The sequence below is a fragment of the Clostridium fessum genome, assembly GCF_027698965.1.
Classification (GTDB): domain Bacteria; phylum Bacillota; class Clostridia; order Lachnospirales; family Lachnospiraceae; genus Otoolea; species Otoolea fessa.
In genome coordinates this window covers 1-17,646 of the sequence record NZ_JAQEQF010000011.1, presented here as the reverse complement: position 1 = coordinate 17,646, position 17,646 = coordinate 1, and the positions used below count along the sequence as shown (strand labels likewise).

Genomic DNA, 17,646 nt, shown 5'->3' with positions numbered 1-17,646 from the left:
CTTGCGACATGTTTCTGCTTCGCGCGAGTGCGCATCCTCGCGGAGCGTTTTTTGTTTCATAGGACATGATTTCCTAGGAAAGCAAAAAGCACCGTAAAGTTTTTATCTTTACAGTGCTTTTCTTCTTAATTATCTGTCGTATTATATTTGTACTTACTGCGCCGCCTGCGTCTCCGCTCCGCTGCCTGCTGCCGTTTCATCCGCCGCAGTCTCTCCCTGACTGATGATGGACTGACCTGGAACTGCAGCCTGCTGGTTATCCGGCGCAAGCTCGGCGAGCTGCTGTCTTGCCTTGTCCGCCTGCTCGGAATCCGCATACTGGGTCACAATCTGCGTAAACATTTCGACCGCCTTGTCTGTCTCGCCCTGTGCCCGGTAAATCATACCCATGCTGAAGATAACCTTCGGGTTTGCCGGACGGATCGCCAGACAGGTCTGGTAATCTGCCAGTGCTTCCGCCATACGGCCTGCCGACCACATCGTGTATGCCAGATCCTCCAGCGTCTGGTAGCCGTTTGTCTCGATGTCCTGCTTTACCCCGTTGGCAATGGAAACGACCGTCTCGTCCGTAAATAACGACGGATCAAAGCCCTCATAATAGGTAACCGCCTCTGCCAGGTTATTGTTGCGGTATGCCTGCAGCATTTTGACGAGCTTCGCATACTGGTTCAGAACGCTGTCATTGCTGTTGAGCATCGTATCCAGCTTGTTCTCCGCCTCTTCTTTGTCCTTTTTCGAGGTCTCAATGCTCTCATTTAAACTGTCAATCTCTTCATTTTTCTGATTGAGCTGCTCGTTGTACTGGAGCATTTCCTGCGTATGTGCATTATTTGCCTGCTTAATCTTGGCTGGCATCACCAGGAAAAAGATAACTGCCGCGCCCAAAAGCAGTCCAGCGCCGATATTGAGTACCGACTGCAGTCCCGTATTCTCCTTGTACGTCGGCGGCATAATGACATCATCATCCTGCATCTGGCGGTGGGAAAATGCGTTTTTCAACTTTCTCCGCTCGATATCCGCCTTGCCGGTATGTTCCTTAACAATCTCCATATACCAGTTCGCCTTGGGATTGTTTTTATCAATCTTGAGTACCTTATACAGGGATTTGCCCGCTTTCGTATAATCCTCATGACTAATATGCAAAAGAGCCAACAGAAGATGTGCTTTTACAAATCTCGGATTAGCTTCTACAACTCTTGTAAGCTGTAAGGTCGCCAGATCGTCGCTTCCGGTCTGCGCCTGCAGAAGCGCCTGATTATATTTCTGAATCGTCGCGCTCGCCTGATCCAAACGATCCTGCTTGCGCTGAATCTGGTCTAAATAATAATCAGCCCGGTTATCCTGCTCCCTAAAGTTCATGCTGATAACCCACTGCACCAGCGCCTCCGACACCTCACCCATCTCATAATAGATAAGTCCGAGAAGATTTCTGGCATCAATATGATACTTGTTCAGGTTCAGGCATTTTTTCAGATACTCGACCGCCCCTGTTAAATCCCGTCTCTTTGCCCGTTCCAGCCCGGCATTGTAAAAGCTGTTGGAAATCAGGCGAATTTTTCTTGTTCGATCCATCATGTCCGCCTATTCCTTCATATGTTTTAAAAGTTCCATCATAATATCCGACATATCTGTCAGGTCACTCTTCACGATCGCCTCGCCGACCTCCTCGACCTCCAGACTCGGTTTAAAATGTTCGATTTCTTCCTCGAAATTGATTGTCATTCCTTCGCCACTCATGTTTTTCCTCCAGAGTTTCTTCCTTTTATTACATGGATATACATTCCCGCTAATCTTACACCATTCTGGCGGTGCTGTCAAATCCAGTTCGGGAAATCTTTTTCTCCAGCTCTCCGATTAAATACAAAGAACCCACACAGAAGCAGGTATCCTCCGGACGTTTTTCCTGAACCAGTGTCTGATAAGCTGTTTTTACATCTGGTATACTTTGAACCTCACAGCCATCTGCCACCCGGTGTGCTGCTTTTTCCATCGCCTCCATCGGAAGTGCCCGCGATGTATATAAATGAGTCAGCACCAATCGATCCGGCTTCAGTTTCCGCATCAGTGTTTCCAGCATCGATTCATAATTTTTATCTGAAACGGCTGCAAACAGCAGAAAAATCCGACCATCTTTCCCGGACTCTTCTCTTCTGCGCGCTGCCACCTCTGCCGCCGCGCCCACAAACGCACGGATTCCGCCCTCATTGTGAGCGCCATCCAGATAAACTCCGTCCTGGATCTCCTCCATGCGTCCGTGCCATACCGCATTCCGGATGCCCGCTGCCGCTGTCTCCCCGTCCACTGCAAGAAGCCGTGCCGCCTGGTAAGCGATGCAGGCGTTGACCGCCTGATATTCCGCTTCGAAGGGAATAAACAGACGCTGGCTTTTCTCTTTTATCATCAGGCTCATCCCGCCATGTCCCCGCCGAAGATCCGTATACACTGCCGGGCTGATCGGATATGCCGGACAGGAAAGTTCCGCCGCCCGATTTCTGATAACTGCCGAAGCCGCCGCATCCGTATCATCGTACACCACCGGCATATTTTTTTTCAGGATTCCCGCCTTTTCGCCCGCGATCTGTGTCACCGTGCCGCCCAGGTATTCCATATGGTCAAGGCTGATTGAAGTGATGACCGTAAGCGCTGGATGCTCGATGCAGTTCGTTGCATCCAGCCGTCCGCCGAGCCCCGTTTCCAGAATCACATACTCCGGCTTTTTCCGGCGCACCATCCACATGAACATCAAAAACAGATATTCAAAATACGTCGGACGCCCCAGTCCTTCCTGCTCAAAATGAACATATGATGCCTTAACCGCCTCAAATGCCTCCAGGAACAGTGCATCGTCTGCTTCCTGTCCATCAAAAGAAAAACGCTCCGTCACGCGCACCAGATGAGGAGACGTAAACCGCGCCGTCCGCTTCCCGGCTTTCTGCAAAACCGCATCGAGAAACGAGCAGACCGACCCTTTCCCATTCGTTCCGGCCACATGTACGATTCTTTCCTCCTGCGGCAATGCATTCAGGTATGAAAGCATCCTGCGAAGCCCCTCCGCCGTATGTTTTTCACTGGTAAATTTCGGTATCTCATTCAGATATGCATCTGCCGCTTCTACCGTCCATTCTTCTTGTTTCATGGCATGAAATATCCTTTCCTGGCAAACGGAAGCGGCAGTACGAACTCTGCCGTCTGCCGCCTTGTCTTTTGTATGTTATTATTTTATATCATTTGCGGAGATCGTGCAAGTGGTTATATGGAATAAAGACTGTACCTTCTTGTGTAATAGTAACTGTTCACAGGCAATGGAGAATTCCAAGGTATTTCCTATTATGCAAGAAACCCCTCTTGATAATCAAGAGGGGTTCCACTCATCAGCTCCCTGCCGGACTTGAACCGGCGACCTACGCATTACGAATGCGTCGCTCTACCAACTGAGCCAAGGAAGCATTTTAATTTGAAAAATGCTCTGGAAAACCCAAAGCAACTTTCGATGACCTGTCCGGGAATCGAACCCGGGTTTACGCCGTGAGAGGGCGTCGTCTTGACCGCTTGACCAACAGGCCGTATGTTTTATAATAGAATCGAGGCGACGTGATTCGAACACGCGACCTCTGCGTCCCGAACGCAGCGCTCTACCAAACTGAGCCACGCCTCGATTACATGACGTAGTATAATATAAATCCAGGAGAATGTCAACACTTTTTTTGAAGAATTTTTAAAAATATTTATTATGTTTAATATTTCGCTATAGTTGCTTGTGTTTGCTCAATTCAATAAATTTATATTTACTTCATCAGCTTCTGAATCGTCTTGCACAGCTCCTCAACCGCTTCTTCCCCATTTCCCGCCTCTATATCATCGACCACACAGGTTTTGATATGGTTGGACAGCAGGACTTTGGAAAAACTGTTCAGCGCCGCCTGAACCGCTGATACCTGGTTTAATATATCGACGCAGTATCGCTCGTCTTCCACCATCGCCTTCACACCGCGCACCTGTCCCTCGATCCGGTTTAAACGTTTCAGCAGATCTTTTTCTTCGGTCAGGTTTCTGTGTTTGTGGCGTTCCGTCTCTCCTCCCTGACAGACCTGCGCTTGTGATTCACATTTACAACAGCCCATGCTTTTCTCCTATCTTTTATCAAAATGCTGCGAAATGGCATATTAATTCCACCATTTCGCAGCTTTTTTCATCCTACTGAATCGAGTCCACCTTATAATCCTGTGCCTCAACCGCCTCTTTCAACGTATCGTCCGCCACATCCGCACTCATGCTTACGACCGCGGTTCCTTTCTCATGGCTGACCTCTGCGCTCTCCACGCCTGCCAGTGCCTCCAACGCCTTCTTTACGCGTGCCTCACAGTGTCCACACATCATTCCTTCGATATTCATTGTCTTTGTCATCGTTATTCCCTCCATATTTATATGATTTTTTTGATTCTCACTTTTTTGCATTTCTTTTGAAACAGTTTCATTTCCATTTGCTGTTTGCCCAATTGACCGGGTGTCTTCTGCCCCCATCCTAACTGCACCTGCGTTTTCTGCCTTTTCTCCGCCTTTATTAGCAGCCTTCTCAGCCCTCTTCCGCATCGGATGATCCTTCGATGCATCGTGCATCTTAAACAGATTCAGCCGCAGCGCGTTCGTCACTACGCAGAAGCTGGATAAGCTCATCGCTGCAGCGCCGAACATCGGATTTAATTTCCATCCAAAGATAGGATACCACAAACCGGCTGCAAGTGGAATACCCACAACATTGTAAAAGAATGCCCAGAACAGGTTTTCGTGAATATTTCGAAGCGTCGCACGGCTTAGACGGATTGCCGCCGGAACATCACTCAAACGGCTCTTCATCAACACCACATCCGCGGCATCAATCGCGATATCTGTACCAGCTCCGATCGCGATACCTATATCGGCACGCGTGAGCGCCGGGGCATCATTGATACCATCACCGACCATTGCCACCTTACCCTGTTCTTTCAGGCTGCGGATGACACTCTCTTTCCCATCCGGAAGTACTCCGGCAATGACTTCATCCACACCAGCCTGTGCCCCAATCGCACGGGCGGTCCGCTCATTATCTCCGGTCAGCATAACCACACGGATTCCCATGTTCTGCAGTTCCTTGACCGCCTGCGGGCTGTCTTCCTTGATGACATCTGCCACGGCAATCATACCAGCCAGACGACCATTTTTCATAAAGCACAGCGGCGTCTTGCCTTCCGATGCCAGACGCTCAAAGGATGCCTGTTCCTGTGCGGACACCGTCGTATGTCCGCTGATATAGGAAAAACTTCCGCCTGCCAGTGAAGCGCCGTCTAACGTACCGGAAAGTCCATTACCCGGCAGCGCCTGGAAATCAGCCGCCTCCGGCGCATCAATCTGCTGTTCTTTTGCATAGAGAAGAACAGCTTTCGCCAATGGGTGCTCACTCTTCTTTTCCAGGGAAAGCGCCAGACTTACCAGCTCCTTCTCAGTCACACCTCCAGACGGGATGACGTCGGTCACACGCGGCTCGCCGCTGGTGATCGTACCCGTCTTATCAAGCGCTACAATGTCCATTTTTCCGGTTTCTTCCAGCGAAACAGCTGTCTTGAACAAGATTCCGTTTTTCGCGCCCATGCCGTTGCCGACCATAATCGCAACCGGCGTAGCCAGTCCCAGTGCACACGGGCAGCTGATAACCAGTACGGAAATACCTCGCGCCAGTGCGAATCCAAACGTCTGTCCTGCCAACAGCCAGATAATCGTTGTCACCACTGCGATCGTGATAACCGCCGGGACAAACACGCCGGAAACCCGATCTGCAATCTTGGCGATCGGCGCTTTCGTCGCCGCCGCGTCGCTGACCATGCGGATGATCTGCGACAGGGAGGTATCTTCACCGACTCTGGTCGCCTCACAGCGCAGATAACCAGACTGGTTGACCGTTGCCGCCGAAACCGGGTCACCCTGTGCCTTATCCACCGGAATACTCTCGCCGGTCAGTGCTGCCTCGTTGACCGCGCTTGTTCCTTCCAGGACCACACCGTCCACCGGGATATTTTCACCTGAGCGTACAACAAATACATTACCCTTCTTTACCTCGTCAATCGGAACCTTTGTTTCCACTCCATCCCGGATGATAACAGCTGTCTTCGGTGCCAGTTTCATCAGTCCCTTTAAGGCATCCGTCGTTTTTCCCTTGGAACGCGCCTCCAGCATTTTTCCGACTGTGATCAGCGCCAGAATCATTGCCGCCGACTCAAAGTAAAATTCATGCATGTAGGACATGACTGCCGTGTCGTTGCCCTTTAACTGGGCGTCCGTCATCGCAAACAACGCATATGTGCTGTAGATAAACGACGCGCCGGAACCAAGTGCTACCAACGTGTCCATGTTCGGGGCGCGGTGTAAAAGTCCCTTGAAACCGCTGATAAAGAATTTCTGGTTAATCACCATGATAATTCCGGCCAAAAGGAGCTGCAAAAGTCCCATCGCCACATGGTTGCCATCCATAAAGTGCGGCAGCGGCCAGCCCCACATCATATGTCCCATCGACATATACATAAGGACTGCTAAGAATCCCAGCGATGCGATCAGACGGTGTTTTAAGACCGGCGTCTCCCGATCTTTTAAGGCGTCCTCTGCCTCCGACGCGCTCTGCGCCTGCGCTGCAGTGCCCTGTCCTTTCAGGGATGCGCCATATCCGGCATCTTCCACCGCATGAATCACGGTCTCCGGGGGCACATCGCCCTCGACGCCCATCGAATTTGTCAGCAGACTGACCGAGCATGCCGTGACACCCGGCACTTTCGATACTGCCTTTTCAACCCGGCTGCTGCATGCCGCGCAGCTCATGCCGGTTACTGTATATTGCTTCATGGTCTCCTCCTATCTCTTAACTGCCTTTATAATATACCCCCATAGGGTATATGTCAACCCCAATTTCATTTATGATCTCTTTTTCTCAACAAAATAATAATGGACGCAAAAAGACTCTGTCCGGAGAATTTCCCCTTACAGAGTCTTTTATACATTCGCATCCATGCCGCCCTTTTGCGGGCATAGACATTATTCCATTTTTATCTGCGCATCATCCAAACAGCACGCCCAGCACGCCGTAGGACAGAATCGACATAATCACCGTCGCCAGCGCGATACCGACTAAAATCGCGCCAAATGCCTTGCCAAATTTCATGTGGAGCAGGGATGCCACCAGCGCGCCTGTCCATGCGCCGGTTCCCGGAAGCGGGATGCCGACAAAGAGCATCAGCCCCCAGAACTCATATTTCTCGATCTGCCCTTTTTTGCTCATCGCTTTGCGTTCCAGCCACAGCGCAATACCACGGAAACACGGAACCTTCTTCATCCACTCCAGCACATGGCGGATCAGAAGCAGGATAAACGGGATCGGCAGGATATTTCCCACGATACAGATCGGGATCGCCCGCAGGATCGGCACGTTTAAGAGTGCCGGTGACGCAGCCAGAAGCCCTCCTCGAAGTTCCAGAATCGGAATCATCGAGATAATGAAGATAATTGCCTCCTTCGATATGACTCCGGATAAATTAGCTGTAAACCATTGTACCAGTGAATCCATAAATTATGCCTGCTCCCCGCTGTTATTTTCATTCTGTGCCGCAGTATCGGTGGTGTTCTCCGAAACAGAGTCCGAAGCATCCGCGGAATCCGCGTCTGGGCCAGCCGTGCCTTCTGTTTCTGCGTTGTCAACCGCCTTACCTGCTGCAGTTTCATCCTTCTCTTCAAAGATAGTCTCCTGCATCTCCTCCGGTTCTTCCGGCTCATGCACATCTGCAGATGTAGTCGAATCCATCGGCGCACCGCACCGGCTGCAGAATGCCGCATTTTTCTCCACCTTTGCGCCGCACTCCGCGCAGACTCTTGTGCCCTCTAACTCGGCAATCTCATCCTCCAGGGACGCAATCTTCACAAGCCCTGCCTGGATAGTGTGGAACTCATCTGCAAATTTCCCTTCCAGCTCGCCCTCATGTCTGTCATAGTATGCTTTTCCCAGTGTGATATATGCCTTATTAATCTTATCTTTCTCGGCGGACAACTTCGATTTCAGCTGTAATACGCCTGTAATGTCCTTTACCCGGTTCGCAGCTTCCTTGCTCTTATCGCTGATCACCTTTCCAAGCTCATCGAAAAATGCCATATTTCTTCCTCCTCTGCGGGATATGTACGCCTCAAATTTTGTTCTGCCTGATGGGACAGCGCATCGCTGTTCTAAATCCAAAGGCAGGTTCATGCAAAACCAAGGCATCTGATATTTTCTCATAACGATTCAGCCGGTTTTTGCATCAAATACATAAACCGGCTGAACCGCTACGTTTCTCCTTATTTTAGCCCCTACGGGGGAGAAAGTCAATCTTTTGCATCCCTGAATCAACTCCAGGCAGCTTTTTTAATACGCAAACACCCGGTTCAGCCGCATCAATTCCGGTGTCAGGCCGAAGGTCGATTTCACAAACTCCGGAACCTTGCCATAGCGGAACGAGCGCTGGTAGATGCCATACTGACCCGATTCATCCATTTCATAGTCCGCCACATATTCCCCATCATACAGGGCATTCTGACCGGCATCCACCGTATATGTCTGGCCTATCTCATTTTCCTCCATTGAATTTACCGAATCCCTCAAATCATCCTCTGAAACTGCCCCTGTGTCCTCTGTACCGGACACATATACTGCAATATTGATCCCCTGATATGCCTCCGCCATTTGATTGATCTGCACCATATCATCCGAAGCGGAGTTTGCAAGAATTTCTGCAATCTGTTCCGGATCTGTAATCGTCACCTCGCGTCTGCTGTTATTCTGAAGATACTCCCGCTGGCGTTTTCCAAGCTCTGTATCTGCCGGTGCCAGCTGATCCTCCGGAATCTTGCCGCCTTGATACTGAAGCACGATTTTTTCTGTATTTTCCGGCGTCACCTTGCTGCCGACCTCGGTACCACACTGTTTCAGAATCGCGATCGTCTCCTGGAAGGACGGATAAATCGGGTAATAATCAAACTGGTTAAATGTGTCATAATAGCCGCCATTTTTACGAATCACATCAATCATCGCCTGCATCTCATTTGTCTTAAACTGAATCTCCGCGATCGGCATCTCCTCCCGGCGCATATCCGGCGTCAGAGCCATCAGCTCTTTCTGGTATGCAGCAAGAAGCGCCGCCTTCGTCTGCTCATCCGGAAGCTTCACATGGCTGCAGTCATCTTCCTCTTTGTAATTGATGCCTGCGGCATCGTCTGCCTGTAGGGACAGCACCGGGTACATTCCCAGTTTATAGCTCTGATTTTCATAAATGGAATCTAGCTGTTCCCGCAGCTCCGTTACATTGATCGTGCGGTAATTACGGTAAACGGTTTTTCCATTGTTCAGATGCCAGGACAGCACGATCGAATCATAGCGTGAATCCAGATCCGTCTCACTCATCCAATCCTGTCCGCCGTTCAAATGCTTCCGCTGTCTGGAAGCTGTCTCGATGCCCTGCGCGCCAATTTCCCGCAGGACACGGATTCCATCCTCATCCGAGATCTGCATTTTATCTGCCACATCTCCCTGGGACGCCCATTCCATTCCAACACTGTAGCCATCCCTATACATTCTCGGAGTCACATGGTAAGCCCCTGCCGCATTGTTGTCCAGCGCATCACAGTAAATACCCGCGTATGCAACCTTGTCAGCATCCGGCAGATAGCTGTCATATCCTGCCACATCCAGGCGGAACCCTAAGAAAATGGCTGCCACTGCCACCGCACTGATGGCAAGCTGTCTCTTATGCGCAAACAAGCTCTTAAAATCGAAATGATAGATAATTTCGATCAGGCAGCTGGTGATGAGCAATCCGCAGATCAAGCCAAACACGGTCCAGATATCATCATTCAGGATTGACCGGAAAATCATTCCGGAAAACAGCGTGATCGGCACAACCAGAAGGAAACGGATCACCGGCTCACTTACCTTAAATGCCATCGCTCTTCCAGCCGCCTCAGACGGGCGTTTCCGGTACAGGAACATTCCCAGACCAAAGAGCAGGGCTGCCACTGCCAATGCAATGACTGCCATCCGGGTGGGATGATCCGAACCAGTTGCCGTGCCGTACCAGAAAACCGGTGAGGTCCGCTCGCACCAGCGCAGCAGGAAATTGCCATTGTCATAAAACGTCATGAAGTATTCGGAAAAATACGTCGATACCACTGCAGCCACACCCGGTCCCCAGCTAAAAAGCACGCCGGTTCCAAGTAAACCCACGATCAGATTGCCTGTCAGAATCACTGCCAGCACAACCGTCATGTACACCAGTGTAAAAAAGCACATATGCTGTACATACCCAATCAGTAGGGTTCCCCATGAAAATGGTGCGCCCTTTACCTGCAACATCACTCCTGCCGCCAGCAGAAATACCAAATACGGGACTGCCAGATACAGGATACCGTCCAGGCAGGTCACAGTATAAAGCATTTCACGGCTGATCGGAAGGCTGTGAAAAAAATCCGTTTTCTTTTTCGAATGGAGATACGAAAAACCGGACGCTGCCAACACCACTGCCGCCACAATCAGGATAAATACCAGCATTGCATTCTGGATCGAATACATATGCAGCATCTCATTGGTCAGCTTTAATTTTGCTTCTGCTAACGCCGCTTCGACGCTCAGATCTTTAGACAAGTTATCCGGACGCAGCATTATGCTGGTTTCCAGCGCTGTCAGGACTGGAAACAGAAAGAAGCACAAAAGTGCGGTAAGCGCCACGCTCCAGAGACGCTGCTTCGTATTTTCTCTCATATATTTAAAAAACAAGCCTTTTGATGTCATAACCAGCCACCTCCGTTTCACTGATAAAGATCTCTTCCAGGGAAAGCGGTATCATTTCAAAAAACACCGGATGATACGCCTGTAAAATTGTCTGAATCTCTTCCCGTTTTCCGCGCACAGTAAGCGTCAGGAGACTTCCCCTCTGTTCCGTCTTTATAATATCGATTCCCTGCAAATCGCTGCTCCCCACTCCCGCCGGAAGCACACACTGAATCTTGTGAATATTTAACTTCATATCGTCCAGATCCTTTGAGAGAAGCATTCCTCCCTTGTGAAGCAGACCTACATGGTCGCAGATATCTTCCAGCTCCCGCAGATTATGGGAGGCGATGACCGGCGTGAGGTTCCGCTCCTCGATATCATTGGCAAAAAGACTCTTGACCGTCTGCCGCATGACCGGATCCAGCCCGTCAAACGTCTCGTCGCAGAACAGATAATCGGTTCCCGCGCAGATGCCCAGCAGCACAGCGAGCTGTTTTTTCATACCCTTCGAAAAGGTCTGCACCTTCCGCCGGCTTTCCAGTTCAAAATTCTTTAGCAGTTTATCAAACCGGGCTGCATCAAACTTCGGATAAATCCCCTGATAAAATACTTTCATGTCTTCCGCCGTTCCATTGCTTAAGAAATACGGCTCATCCGGGATATAAAAGCATCGTGCCTTTACCTTTGTATTCTCAAATACTGTCTCATCATCAACCGTAATGCTCCCTTCGTCCGGCTTTAAAATACCGGCTGCCATCCGCAAAAAGGTACTTTTTCCGGCGCCGTTAGTTCCGATCAGACCAAAGACACTTCCATTGTGAATCTCCGCATGGATATGATCGACTGCCACTGTATCATAAAAACGCTTCGTCAGATTCTCAGCCTTTATCATTCCTGTTTCCTCCTTCCTCACTTCCATAGCTCTGGATGACCTGCTCCTGGAACTCCAGCATCGTGATGCCGGTTCCTTTTGCATCCCGGATCAGAAGTTCCAGCTGATCCCAGATCTCCTGCCGCTTCCTCTCCCGAATCTGCCGGTTATCCGCCACAAAACTGCCCCTGCCCTTAACCGAATAAATATATCCCTGGCGTTCCAGCTCTGCATACGCCCGCTGGATCGTATTCGGATTCATCGACAGCTCCGTTGCCAGACTCCGCACGGATGGAAGCTGACTGTCCTGCTCCAAAATCCCCCGGACCATCAGATCCGACAGCTTCTCAACAATCTGCTCATAGAGAGGTCGTCGATCTTTATAATCAATCAGAATCACGCTCACATTCTCCTTTCCTCCATTCTGCCCTGTATCAAAAATCATAAGTGTATTAGTTCATTTAATACAGTTATAGTATACAAAAAGGGCAGCCGATTGTCAACCGACTGCCCTCTTACGATTTTCTTAACAACCTTTTCGGTTATATCCGAATAGAAACAAACTTCTGCAATCAAAGATTGATTACTGAGCCTGTGTCTCCTCAGCTGCCTCAGTCTCTTCTGCTTCAGCCTCAGTCTCCTCAGCTGCCTCAGTCTCTTCCTCAGATGCCTCTTCGGTCTCTTCCTCGGAAACTTCCTCAGTCTCTTCTGTTTCAGCCTCGGTCTCCTCAGCTGCCTCAGTCTCTTCTGCCTCTACAGTCTCCTCTGCTGCTGCAGTTGTCTCCTCTGCTTTGCTGCCGCAAGCGGTCAGAGCAGATGCTGCTACCATTGCACTCATAACTAAGATTGCTGCTGTTTTTGTAAGATTCTTTCTCATAATTATTCTCTCCTCTTTAAAACATACGATTTATGTTTTCTTGTACCTCATCGGTACGTGACCTATAATAAAAACAAATTATGTCCAAAATATGAACAGATAATTAACATTCACTAAATAAATCCCGTATTTCTTACAAAAATCGAAAGTTTTCGTAAGAAAAGTCCTTGTTTCTGTTGACTTTACATTATTTTTTAAGGTCTTTAAATCTTAATATATATGCAGCAGTTTTCTCGTTTCAATGCTGTTTTTTCTCGATTTCCGGCTTATTTTTATTCTTTTTTCGTTTCTTTATGAACAAGGTTCTCGATTTTGTGTTTACGATTTGTTCACAATTTAGCCAAATTTGAACGGTTGGAACCGAACTGAAATTCCGTCATATATTTCCGGTAGCGAAGCGGCAGATGCATCCGCTGACAGGCTGGATTTTCCCGCTCCTTAATTCCTATCTGATGAAAAAATGCACTCCAGAGCGCCGCATATTCGCTCTGATCGGTTCTCCCGGAAAGCGCCTGCAGGGGTTCTGTCTCAGCCCCACGCATCATATACCACCGCCCCTTTCCTGTCCAGACTCCCGCTTCCTGGTGATTTTTATCATAGATAATAAATGGTTCCGAGGGCAGGCGATCTGTAAAATACGGCATCAGCAATGCCGTCACCCGGTTTTTCGGACCAATCTCAGAAAATAGTACATGATCGGAATATTCTGCAAACCGCAGAAATTCTGTCTGCAAATGCGCTTCATTGGCAACCGCACGGTTGATCTGAAAGACTGTCTGCACCGCCGGTATCTGTAAATTTTCCGTGATACGTCTCCCTGCTGCCCCTGCGCTAAACCCACAGACCAGAAAGCGGTAGACCGCCTCTGCCCGATCCTCCCGCTCACTCAGCGCCGTGCGGTAAATCCAGCTGTACGCCAGTTCTGACAGGGATCGACGCACCGAGCGCACGACTTTCTGTGCCTTGAGCCGATCCACCGCCACCTCTCGGTACTCCGAAAACAGGCTGTAATTATATTCGCCCTGTACTTCCAGCCGCACGTTCTCATGCCCTAAGCGGCTGTTCCAGGCATCATATACTCCTGTGAATATACCTTCTGGACTGTCTTCGCATACAAATACAACCATTTTTCTCTCCTCCGTCTGCTTCATGCCTGCGCCATATGAAAATCATCAAACAGCGACATCTGGCGGTACAGCCCGCTCTGTGACAACTGCCACTGCTTCCGCTTCTCTTCACTGATTAGCTGTGCCGCGATCGCATCCTCATGGATCTGCACCGGGTACATCATCCGCCCTGAACAGGTAATGAAGTATACTGCCCGCTTCAGCACAACTCCCATCTTCTTCAAATCTTCAAACCGAAGCGCCACCTGTTTTCTCGCTGCGACAATCCGCATCGCAGACTTTACCCCGATGCCCGGAACACGCAGAAGTGTCTCATACGGTGCCCGGTTTATCTCCACCGGAAACTCACCCAGATTCTGCAGCGCCCAGTCGCACTTCGGATCCAGAAACACATTAAAATTAGGGTGCTTTTCACTCAGAAGTTCCGATGCCCGGAAGCCGTAGTAGCGCATCAGCCAGTCCGCCTGGTACAGACGGTGTTCCCGCAGAAGCGGCGGTCCGTCCGGAAGATCCGGAAGCAGGCTGTCCTCATTCACCTTGATAAACGCCGAATAAAAGACCCTCTTTAATCCAAAATTCCGATACAGCGCTTCCGCGACCGCAACCATCTGATAATCACTCTCCGGAGTCGCCCCGACAATGAGCTGTGTGCTCTGACCGCCGGGGACGAAATAATTCTTGCGGTTTGAGATATTTCCCAGTCCGAAACTGCCATAGATCGATCGTCCTGGGATGACACGGGGGATCTCCGGTGTATGTGTCCTTCCAACCCTTTCATCCATTTTCCCCGGCTCTTTCGACCTCATAAATCCTTTTACCTTGTCTCCATTCCGCCCCCAATCCATCTTTGTCTCTGTCTGATTCGGACTCAGAATTCCCTTGTCAGCCTGCAGACATTCCCTTTCCCCTTTTCCTATCGCTTTACCACCAATTCCATTTCTCCCGTCTCCCGGAATCTGAATTTCTCCGCGCTCTTTCTGCGGAAGCCATGCCCCTCTGCTCTCCAGACGCCCTTCCTGCTCCAGCTGTCTCGCGATCCCAGTCTGGATCTGGCGCATCGGGCGCAGTATCTTGTCCCGCGTCTTTCCCGGTGCCAGGCGCGCCAGACCATCAGCCGTCGGAAGCTCCAGATTCACACTCATCCGGTCCGCCAGAAAGCCCACTCTCTCAATCAGCTCCGGATCTGCCCCCGGAATTGCTTTCACATGGATGTAACCGTTAAATCGATGGACGCGCCGAAGGCGGTACAAGGTCTGATACAGCAGTTCCATCGTGTGATCCGGTGTCTCCAGCACACCGGAACTTAAAAACAATCCTTCTATATAGTTGCGCCGGTAAAATTCCATCGTCAGACGGCAGACCTCCTCCGGCGTAAAGGAGGTACGGACCGTGTCATTGCTCCGACGGTTGACACAGTAATGACAGTCATAGATGCACTGGTTCGTAAATAAAATTTTCAGCAGGGAGATACAGCGCCCATCCGAGGCAAAACTGTGGCAGATGCCGTCCACCCGGCTATTTCCAAGAAAGCCTTCCTTTCCCTTTCTACCCACGCCGCTGGATGTGCAGGCGGCGTCATACTTCGCCGCATCCGATAAAATTCTTAACTTTTCTTCGATTGAAAGATTTTCCTGTATCAGCATGAGATTCTGCCTCCTCCCGTTTCTCGAACATCAGTTCTGTATTTATCATATCACACCCTCTTTTTAAATGCAAGCTGTTTTTCGAACGCACATTCTATCATCACGCACACTGTATCCGAGTCTTTCCAATCTACGCAAAGCGTTGTTAAACTTCCTCTTAAAATATAATTTCGATAACACATGACAGTATTTCCGATTGTTTTCCTCGCAAGCCACGTTTATAATAAAGAAAGATTGAAGGTTTAGAATAAATTATTCTTATAGGTAGGATGAAGGAGGAGTTTACAATGGCTATTTTAGTTACTGGAGGCGCCGGTTACATCGGCAGTCATACCTGCATCGAACTTTTAAACGCCGGATATGAGGTCGTTGTCATGGACAACCTTTACAATGCCAGTGAGGAAGCGCTGCGCCGCGTGGAGAAAATCACCGGCAAGCATGTAACCTTTTACAAGGCAGATATGCTGGATCGCGAGGCAGTCAATGAGATTTTTGAGAAAGAATCCATCGATTCGGTCATTCATTTTGCAGGCTTAAAGGCAGTCGGAGAATCTGTTGCGAAGCCACTGGAATATTACCACAACAATATCACCGGAACCCTGATTCTCTGCGACGTAATGCGCAATCATGGCGTCAAGAAAATCATTTTCAGTTCCTCCGCTACCGTATACGGAGATCCGGCATTCGTCCCGATCACCGAAGAATGCCCGAAAGGCAAAATCACAAACCCTTACGGTCAGACAAAGGGAATGCTTGAGCAGATTTTAACTGACCTGCACGTGGCAGATCCGGAATGGAATGTCGTTCTGCTCCGCTACTTCAACCCAATCGGTGCACACAAGAGCGGTCTGATCGGCGAGGATCCGAAGGGAATCCCGAACAACCTGGTTCCTTATATCGCACAGGTTGCTGTCGGCAAGCTGAAATGCCTCGGTGTCTTCGGCAATGATTACCCGACTCCGGACGGAACCGGTGTGCGCGATTACATCCACGTAGTTGACCTTGCAGTCGGTCATGTAAAAGCACTCCAAAAATTTAACGATAAGCCAGACGTATATATCTACAACCTCGGCACCGGCAAAGGCTACAGCGTACTCGATGTTGTCAAGGCTTACGAAAAAGCCTGCGGCAAAACAATTCCTTATGAAATCAAGCCACGCCGCGCCGGCGATATCGCAACCTGCTACTCCGATGCTACCAAAGCGAAAAATGAACTCGGCTGGGAAGCTCAGTACGGCATTGAGGAGATGTGCGCTGACTCCTGGAAATGGCAGTCGATGAACCCGAACGGATATCGGGACTCTGAGGACTAAGAGATGAAAAAGAATGTGCTTGGCACATTCTCGCGCCGTGCGCGGTCGCTTGCGACATGTTTCTGCTTCGCGCGAGTGCGCATCATTGGCACGTTAGTGCCTTTTTGTGTGATAGGGAATTCCAGGAAATTTCCTATTACATGACAAAAGCGGCTGACAGATGTCCATCCTAACATCTGCCAGCCGCTTTTTCTGTTCTTTATTTGTGTTCCGCAAATCCCCGCCGCATTTTTTCCAGCGCCCGCTTCTCGATCCGGCTTACATAAGAACGCGAAATCCCAAGTCTGGCGGCAATCTCCCGCTGCGTCTGTTCCTTTCCGCCAAACAGCCCGTACCGGCTGCGTAAGACGATTTTCTCTGTTTCTTTTAAACACGCTTCATAGGCGCGGTAAAGCTGTTCAATTTCCTGCTTTAAAATAATGGTTTCCAGAACTTCTTTTCCTTCTGCCTCCAGCACATCCATCCGGCTGACGGTTTCTCCGTCTTTATCTACCCCGATCGGGTCATATAACGAGATATCCTTTGCATATTTTTTACCAGCACGGAAGGTCATCAGAATCTCATTCTCGATACATTTCGCCGCATATGTCGCCAACCGCGATCCACGCTCCGGATGAAACGTATTGACCGCTTTAATGAGCCCGATGGTGCCGATCGACAGGAGATCTTCCATTTCATAATCTGTACCCTGATATTTTCTGGTCACATGCGCCACCAGCCGTAAATTTCGCTCTATCAGAGTATTGCGTGCCTCATGGTCTCCCTCTTTCATGCGTTCCAGACAGGACCGTTCCTCTCCAGGTGTCAAAGGCTTTGGAAATGTATGCAAAGAAAAAGCCACCCTGAAGCTTACTTACTGATAGTTTATGCTTCGGTGGCTTTTCCAGTGCACCACTTGCTTTTCCGATTTTAGAAAGGGCGCTAAAAATCATACCATTCAGCCGGTTATAAATCCGCTGCGTGTGAACTACTCGGTAACTAAGTTACCAGAGCATCTGAAAT

The 17,646-nt window shown here is 49.6% G+C and carries 15 protein-coding genes and 3 tRNA genes; 1 reads left to right on the top strand and 17 read right to left on the bottom strand.

The annotated features are described in order from the left end of the window. Positions 1-153 precede the first annotated feature (153 nt). From PG862_RS12810 to PG862_RS12735, 16 genes are all read right to left on the bottom strand, one after another. Complete coding sequence (locus PG862_RS12810) at positions 154-1,575, bottom strand: tetratricopeptide repeat protein (protein ID WP_243021992.1); 1,422 nt, start codon at positions 1,573-1,575, stop codon at positions 154-156. 6 nt (positions 1,576-1,581) lie between these two features. Then, complete coding sequence (locus tag PG862_RS12805; RefSeq protein ID WP_022358683.1) at positions 1,582-1,737, bottom strand: hypothetical protein; 156 nt, start codon at positions 1,735-1,737, stop codon at positions 1,582-1,584. Positions 1,738-1,792: 55 nt separating this feature from the next. Further along, positions 1,793-3,136: a bifunctional folylpolyglutamate synthase/dihydrofolate synthase gene (locus PG862_RS12800; RefSeq protein WP_270707639.1), complete on the bottom strand. Its 1,344-nt coding sequence runs from the start codon at positions 3,134-3,136 to the stop codon at positions 1,793-1,795. Between the two features lie 237 nt (positions 3,137-3,373). Beyond that, a tRNA-Thr gene (locus PG862_RS12795) sits at positions 3,374-3,446 on the bottom strand. Positions 3,447-3,491: 45 nt separating this feature from the next. Continuing rightward, positions 3,492-3,563, bottom strand: a tRNA-Glu gene (locus PG862_RS12790). Between the two features lie 18 nt (positions 3,564-3,581). After that, positions 3,582-3,655: transfer RNA gene (locus tag PG862_RS12785), tRNA-Pro, on the bottom strand. 130 nt (positions 3,656-3,785) lie between these two features. After that, on the bottom strand, positions 3,786-4,121 hold the full coding sequence (locus PG862_RS12780) for a metal-sensing transcriptional repressor (protein WP_022358560.1): 336 nt from the start codon (positions 4,119-4,121) through the stop codon (positions 3,786-3,788). Positions 4,122-4,194: 73 nt separating this feature from the next. Continuing rightward, entirely contained in the window at positions 4,195-6,867 is a 2,673-nt protein-coding gene (locus tag PG862_RS12775) for a heavy metal translocating P-type ATPase (RefSeq protein WP_270707638.1), read from the bottom strand. A gap of 211 nt (positions 6,868-7,078) precedes the next feature. After that, positions 7,079-7,585, bottom strand: a complete 507-nt coding sequence (locus PG862_RS12770; protein ID WP_022358562.1) for a COG2426 family protein — start codon at positions 7,583-7,585, stop codon at positions 7,079-7,081. Positions 7,586-7,588: 3 nt separating this feature from the next. Then, positions 7,589-8,164: a zinc ribbon domain-containing protein gene (locus tag PG862_RS12765; protein ID WP_243031952.1), complete on the bottom strand. Its 576-nt coding sequence runs from the start codon at positions 8,162-8,164 to the stop codon at positions 7,589-7,591. 249 nt (positions 8,165-8,413) lie between these two features. Further along, positions 8,414-10,831 carry a DUF6449 domain-containing protein gene (locus PG862_RS12760; protein ID WP_270707637.1) on the bottom strand — a complete coding sequence of 806 codons (2,418 nt, stop codon included), beginning with the start codon at positions 10,829-10,831 and terminating at the stop codon, positions 8,414-8,416. After that, the gene (locus tag PG862_RS12755) at positions 10,806-11,705 is read right to left on the bottom strand and encodes an ABC transporter ATP-binding protein (protein WP_117795722.1); all 900 of its coding nucleotides are present in this window, start codon (positions 11,703-11,705) and stop codon (positions 10,806-10,808) included. Before PG862_RS12755 ends, PG862_RS12760 begins: the two co-directional genes overlap by 26 nt. Further along, the gene (locus tag PG862_RS12750) at positions 11,692-12,084 is read right to left on the bottom strand and encodes a GntR family transcriptional regulator (protein WP_107000076.1); all 393 of its coding nucleotides are present in this window, start codon (positions 12,082-12,084) and stop codon (positions 11,692-11,694) included. Before PG862_RS12750 ends, PG862_RS12755 begins: the two co-directional genes overlap by 14 nt. Before the next feature lie 183 nt (positions 12,085-12,267). Then, positions 12,268-12,561, bottom strand: coding sequence for a hypothetical protein (locus PG862_RS12745; RefSeq protein ID WP_107000077.1), 294 nt, complete (start codon positions 12,559-12,561; stop codon positions 12,268-12,270). 329 nt (positions 12,562-12,890) lie between these two features. Next, on the bottom strand, positions 12,891-13,688 hold the full coding sequence (locus tag PG862_RS12740) for a TIGR03915 family putative DNA repair protein (RefSeq protein ID WP_107000433.1): 798 nt from the start codon (positions 13,686-13,688) through the stop codon (positions 12,891-12,893). A 20-nt stretch (positions 13,689-13,708) separates the two neighbouring features. Further along, a complete protein-coding gene (locus PG862_RS12735) occupies positions 13,709-15,331 on the bottom strand; it encodes a putative DNA modification/repair radical SAM protein (RefSeq protein WP_118742610.1) in 1,623 nt (540 codons plus the stop codon). Positions 15,332-15,618: 287 nt separating this feature from the next. On the opposite strand from PG862_RS12735, the gene galE reads away from it, so the two are divergent. After that, a complete protein-coding gene (gene galE, locus PG862_RS12730) occupies positions 15,619-16,644 on the top strand; it encodes a UDP-glucose 4-epimerase GalE (protein WP_118570440.1) in 1,026 nt (341 codons plus the stop codon). Positions 16,645-16,843: 199 nt separating this feature from the next. Here galE and sigK read toward each other — a convergent pair whose 3' ends face one another. Further along, positions 16,844-17,473 carry an RNA polymerase sporulation sigma factor SigK gene (gene sigK, locus PG862_RS12725; RefSeq protein WP_022358454.1) on the bottom strand — a complete coding sequence of 210 codons (630 nt, stop codon included), beginning with the start codon at positions 17,471-17,473 and terminating at the stop codon, positions 16,844-16,846. Between the last annotated feature and the right edge of the window lie 173 nt (positions 17,474-17,646).

What these genes read in the sequence shown, in the direction of transcription:
- PG862_RS12775 (WP_270707638.1), bottom strand. Translation starts at nt 6,867, where the DNA reads ATGAAGCAATATACAGTAACCGGCATGAGCTGCGCGGCATGCAGCAGC.
- PG862_RS12810 (WP_243021992.1), bottom strand. Translation starts at nt 1,575, where the DNA reads ATGATGGATCGAACAAGAAAAATTCGCCTGATTTCCAACAGCTTTTAC.
- PG862_RS12755 (WP_117795722.1), bottom strand. Translation starts at nt 11,705, where the DNA reads ATGATAAAGGCTGAGAATCTGACGAAGCGTTTTTATGATACAGTGGCA.
- PG862_RS12770 (WP_022358562.1), bottom strand. Translation starts at nt 7,585, where the DNA reads ATGGATTCACTGGTACAATGGTTTACAGCTAATTTATCCGGAGTCATA.
- PG862_RS12760 (WP_270707637.1), bottom strand. Translation starts at nt 10,831, where the DNA reads ATGACATCAAAAGGCTTGTTTTTTAAATATATGAGAGAAAATACGAAG.
- PG862_RS12765 (WP_243031952.1), bottom strand. Translation starts at nt 8,164, where the DNA reads ATGGCATTTTTCGATGAGCTTGGAAAGGTGATCAGCGATAAGAGCAAG.
- PG862_RS12800 (WP_270707639.1), bottom strand. Translation starts at nt 3,136, where the DNA reads ATGAAACAAGAAGAATGGACGGTAGAAGCGGCAGATGCATATCTGAAT.
- PG862_RS12735 (WP_118742610.1), bottom strand. Translation starts at nt 15,331, where the DNA reads ATGCTGATACAGGAAAATCTTTCAATCGAAGAAAAGTTAAGAATTTTA.
- galE (WP_118570440.1), top strand. Translation starts at nt 15,619, where the DNA reads ATGGCTATTTTAGTTACTGGAGGCGCCGGTTACATCGGCAGTCATACC.
- PG862_RS12780 (WP_022358560.1), bottom strand. Translation starts at nt 4,121, where the DNA reads ATGGGCTGTTGTAAATGTGAATCACAAGCGCAGGTCTGTCAGGGAGGA.
- PG862_RS12745 (WP_107000077.1), bottom strand. Translation starts at nt 12,561, where the DNA reads ATGAGAAAGAATCTTACAAAAACAGCAGCAATCTTAGTTATGAGTGCA.
- PG862_RS12740 (WP_107000433.1), bottom strand. Translation starts at nt 13,688, where the DNA reads ATGGTTGTATTTGTATGCGAAGACAGTCCAGAAGGTATATTCACAGGA.
- PG862_RS12805 (WP_022358683.1), bottom strand. Translation starts at nt 1,737, where the DNA reads ATGAGTGGCGAAGGAATGACAATCAATTTCGAGGAAGAAATCGAACAT.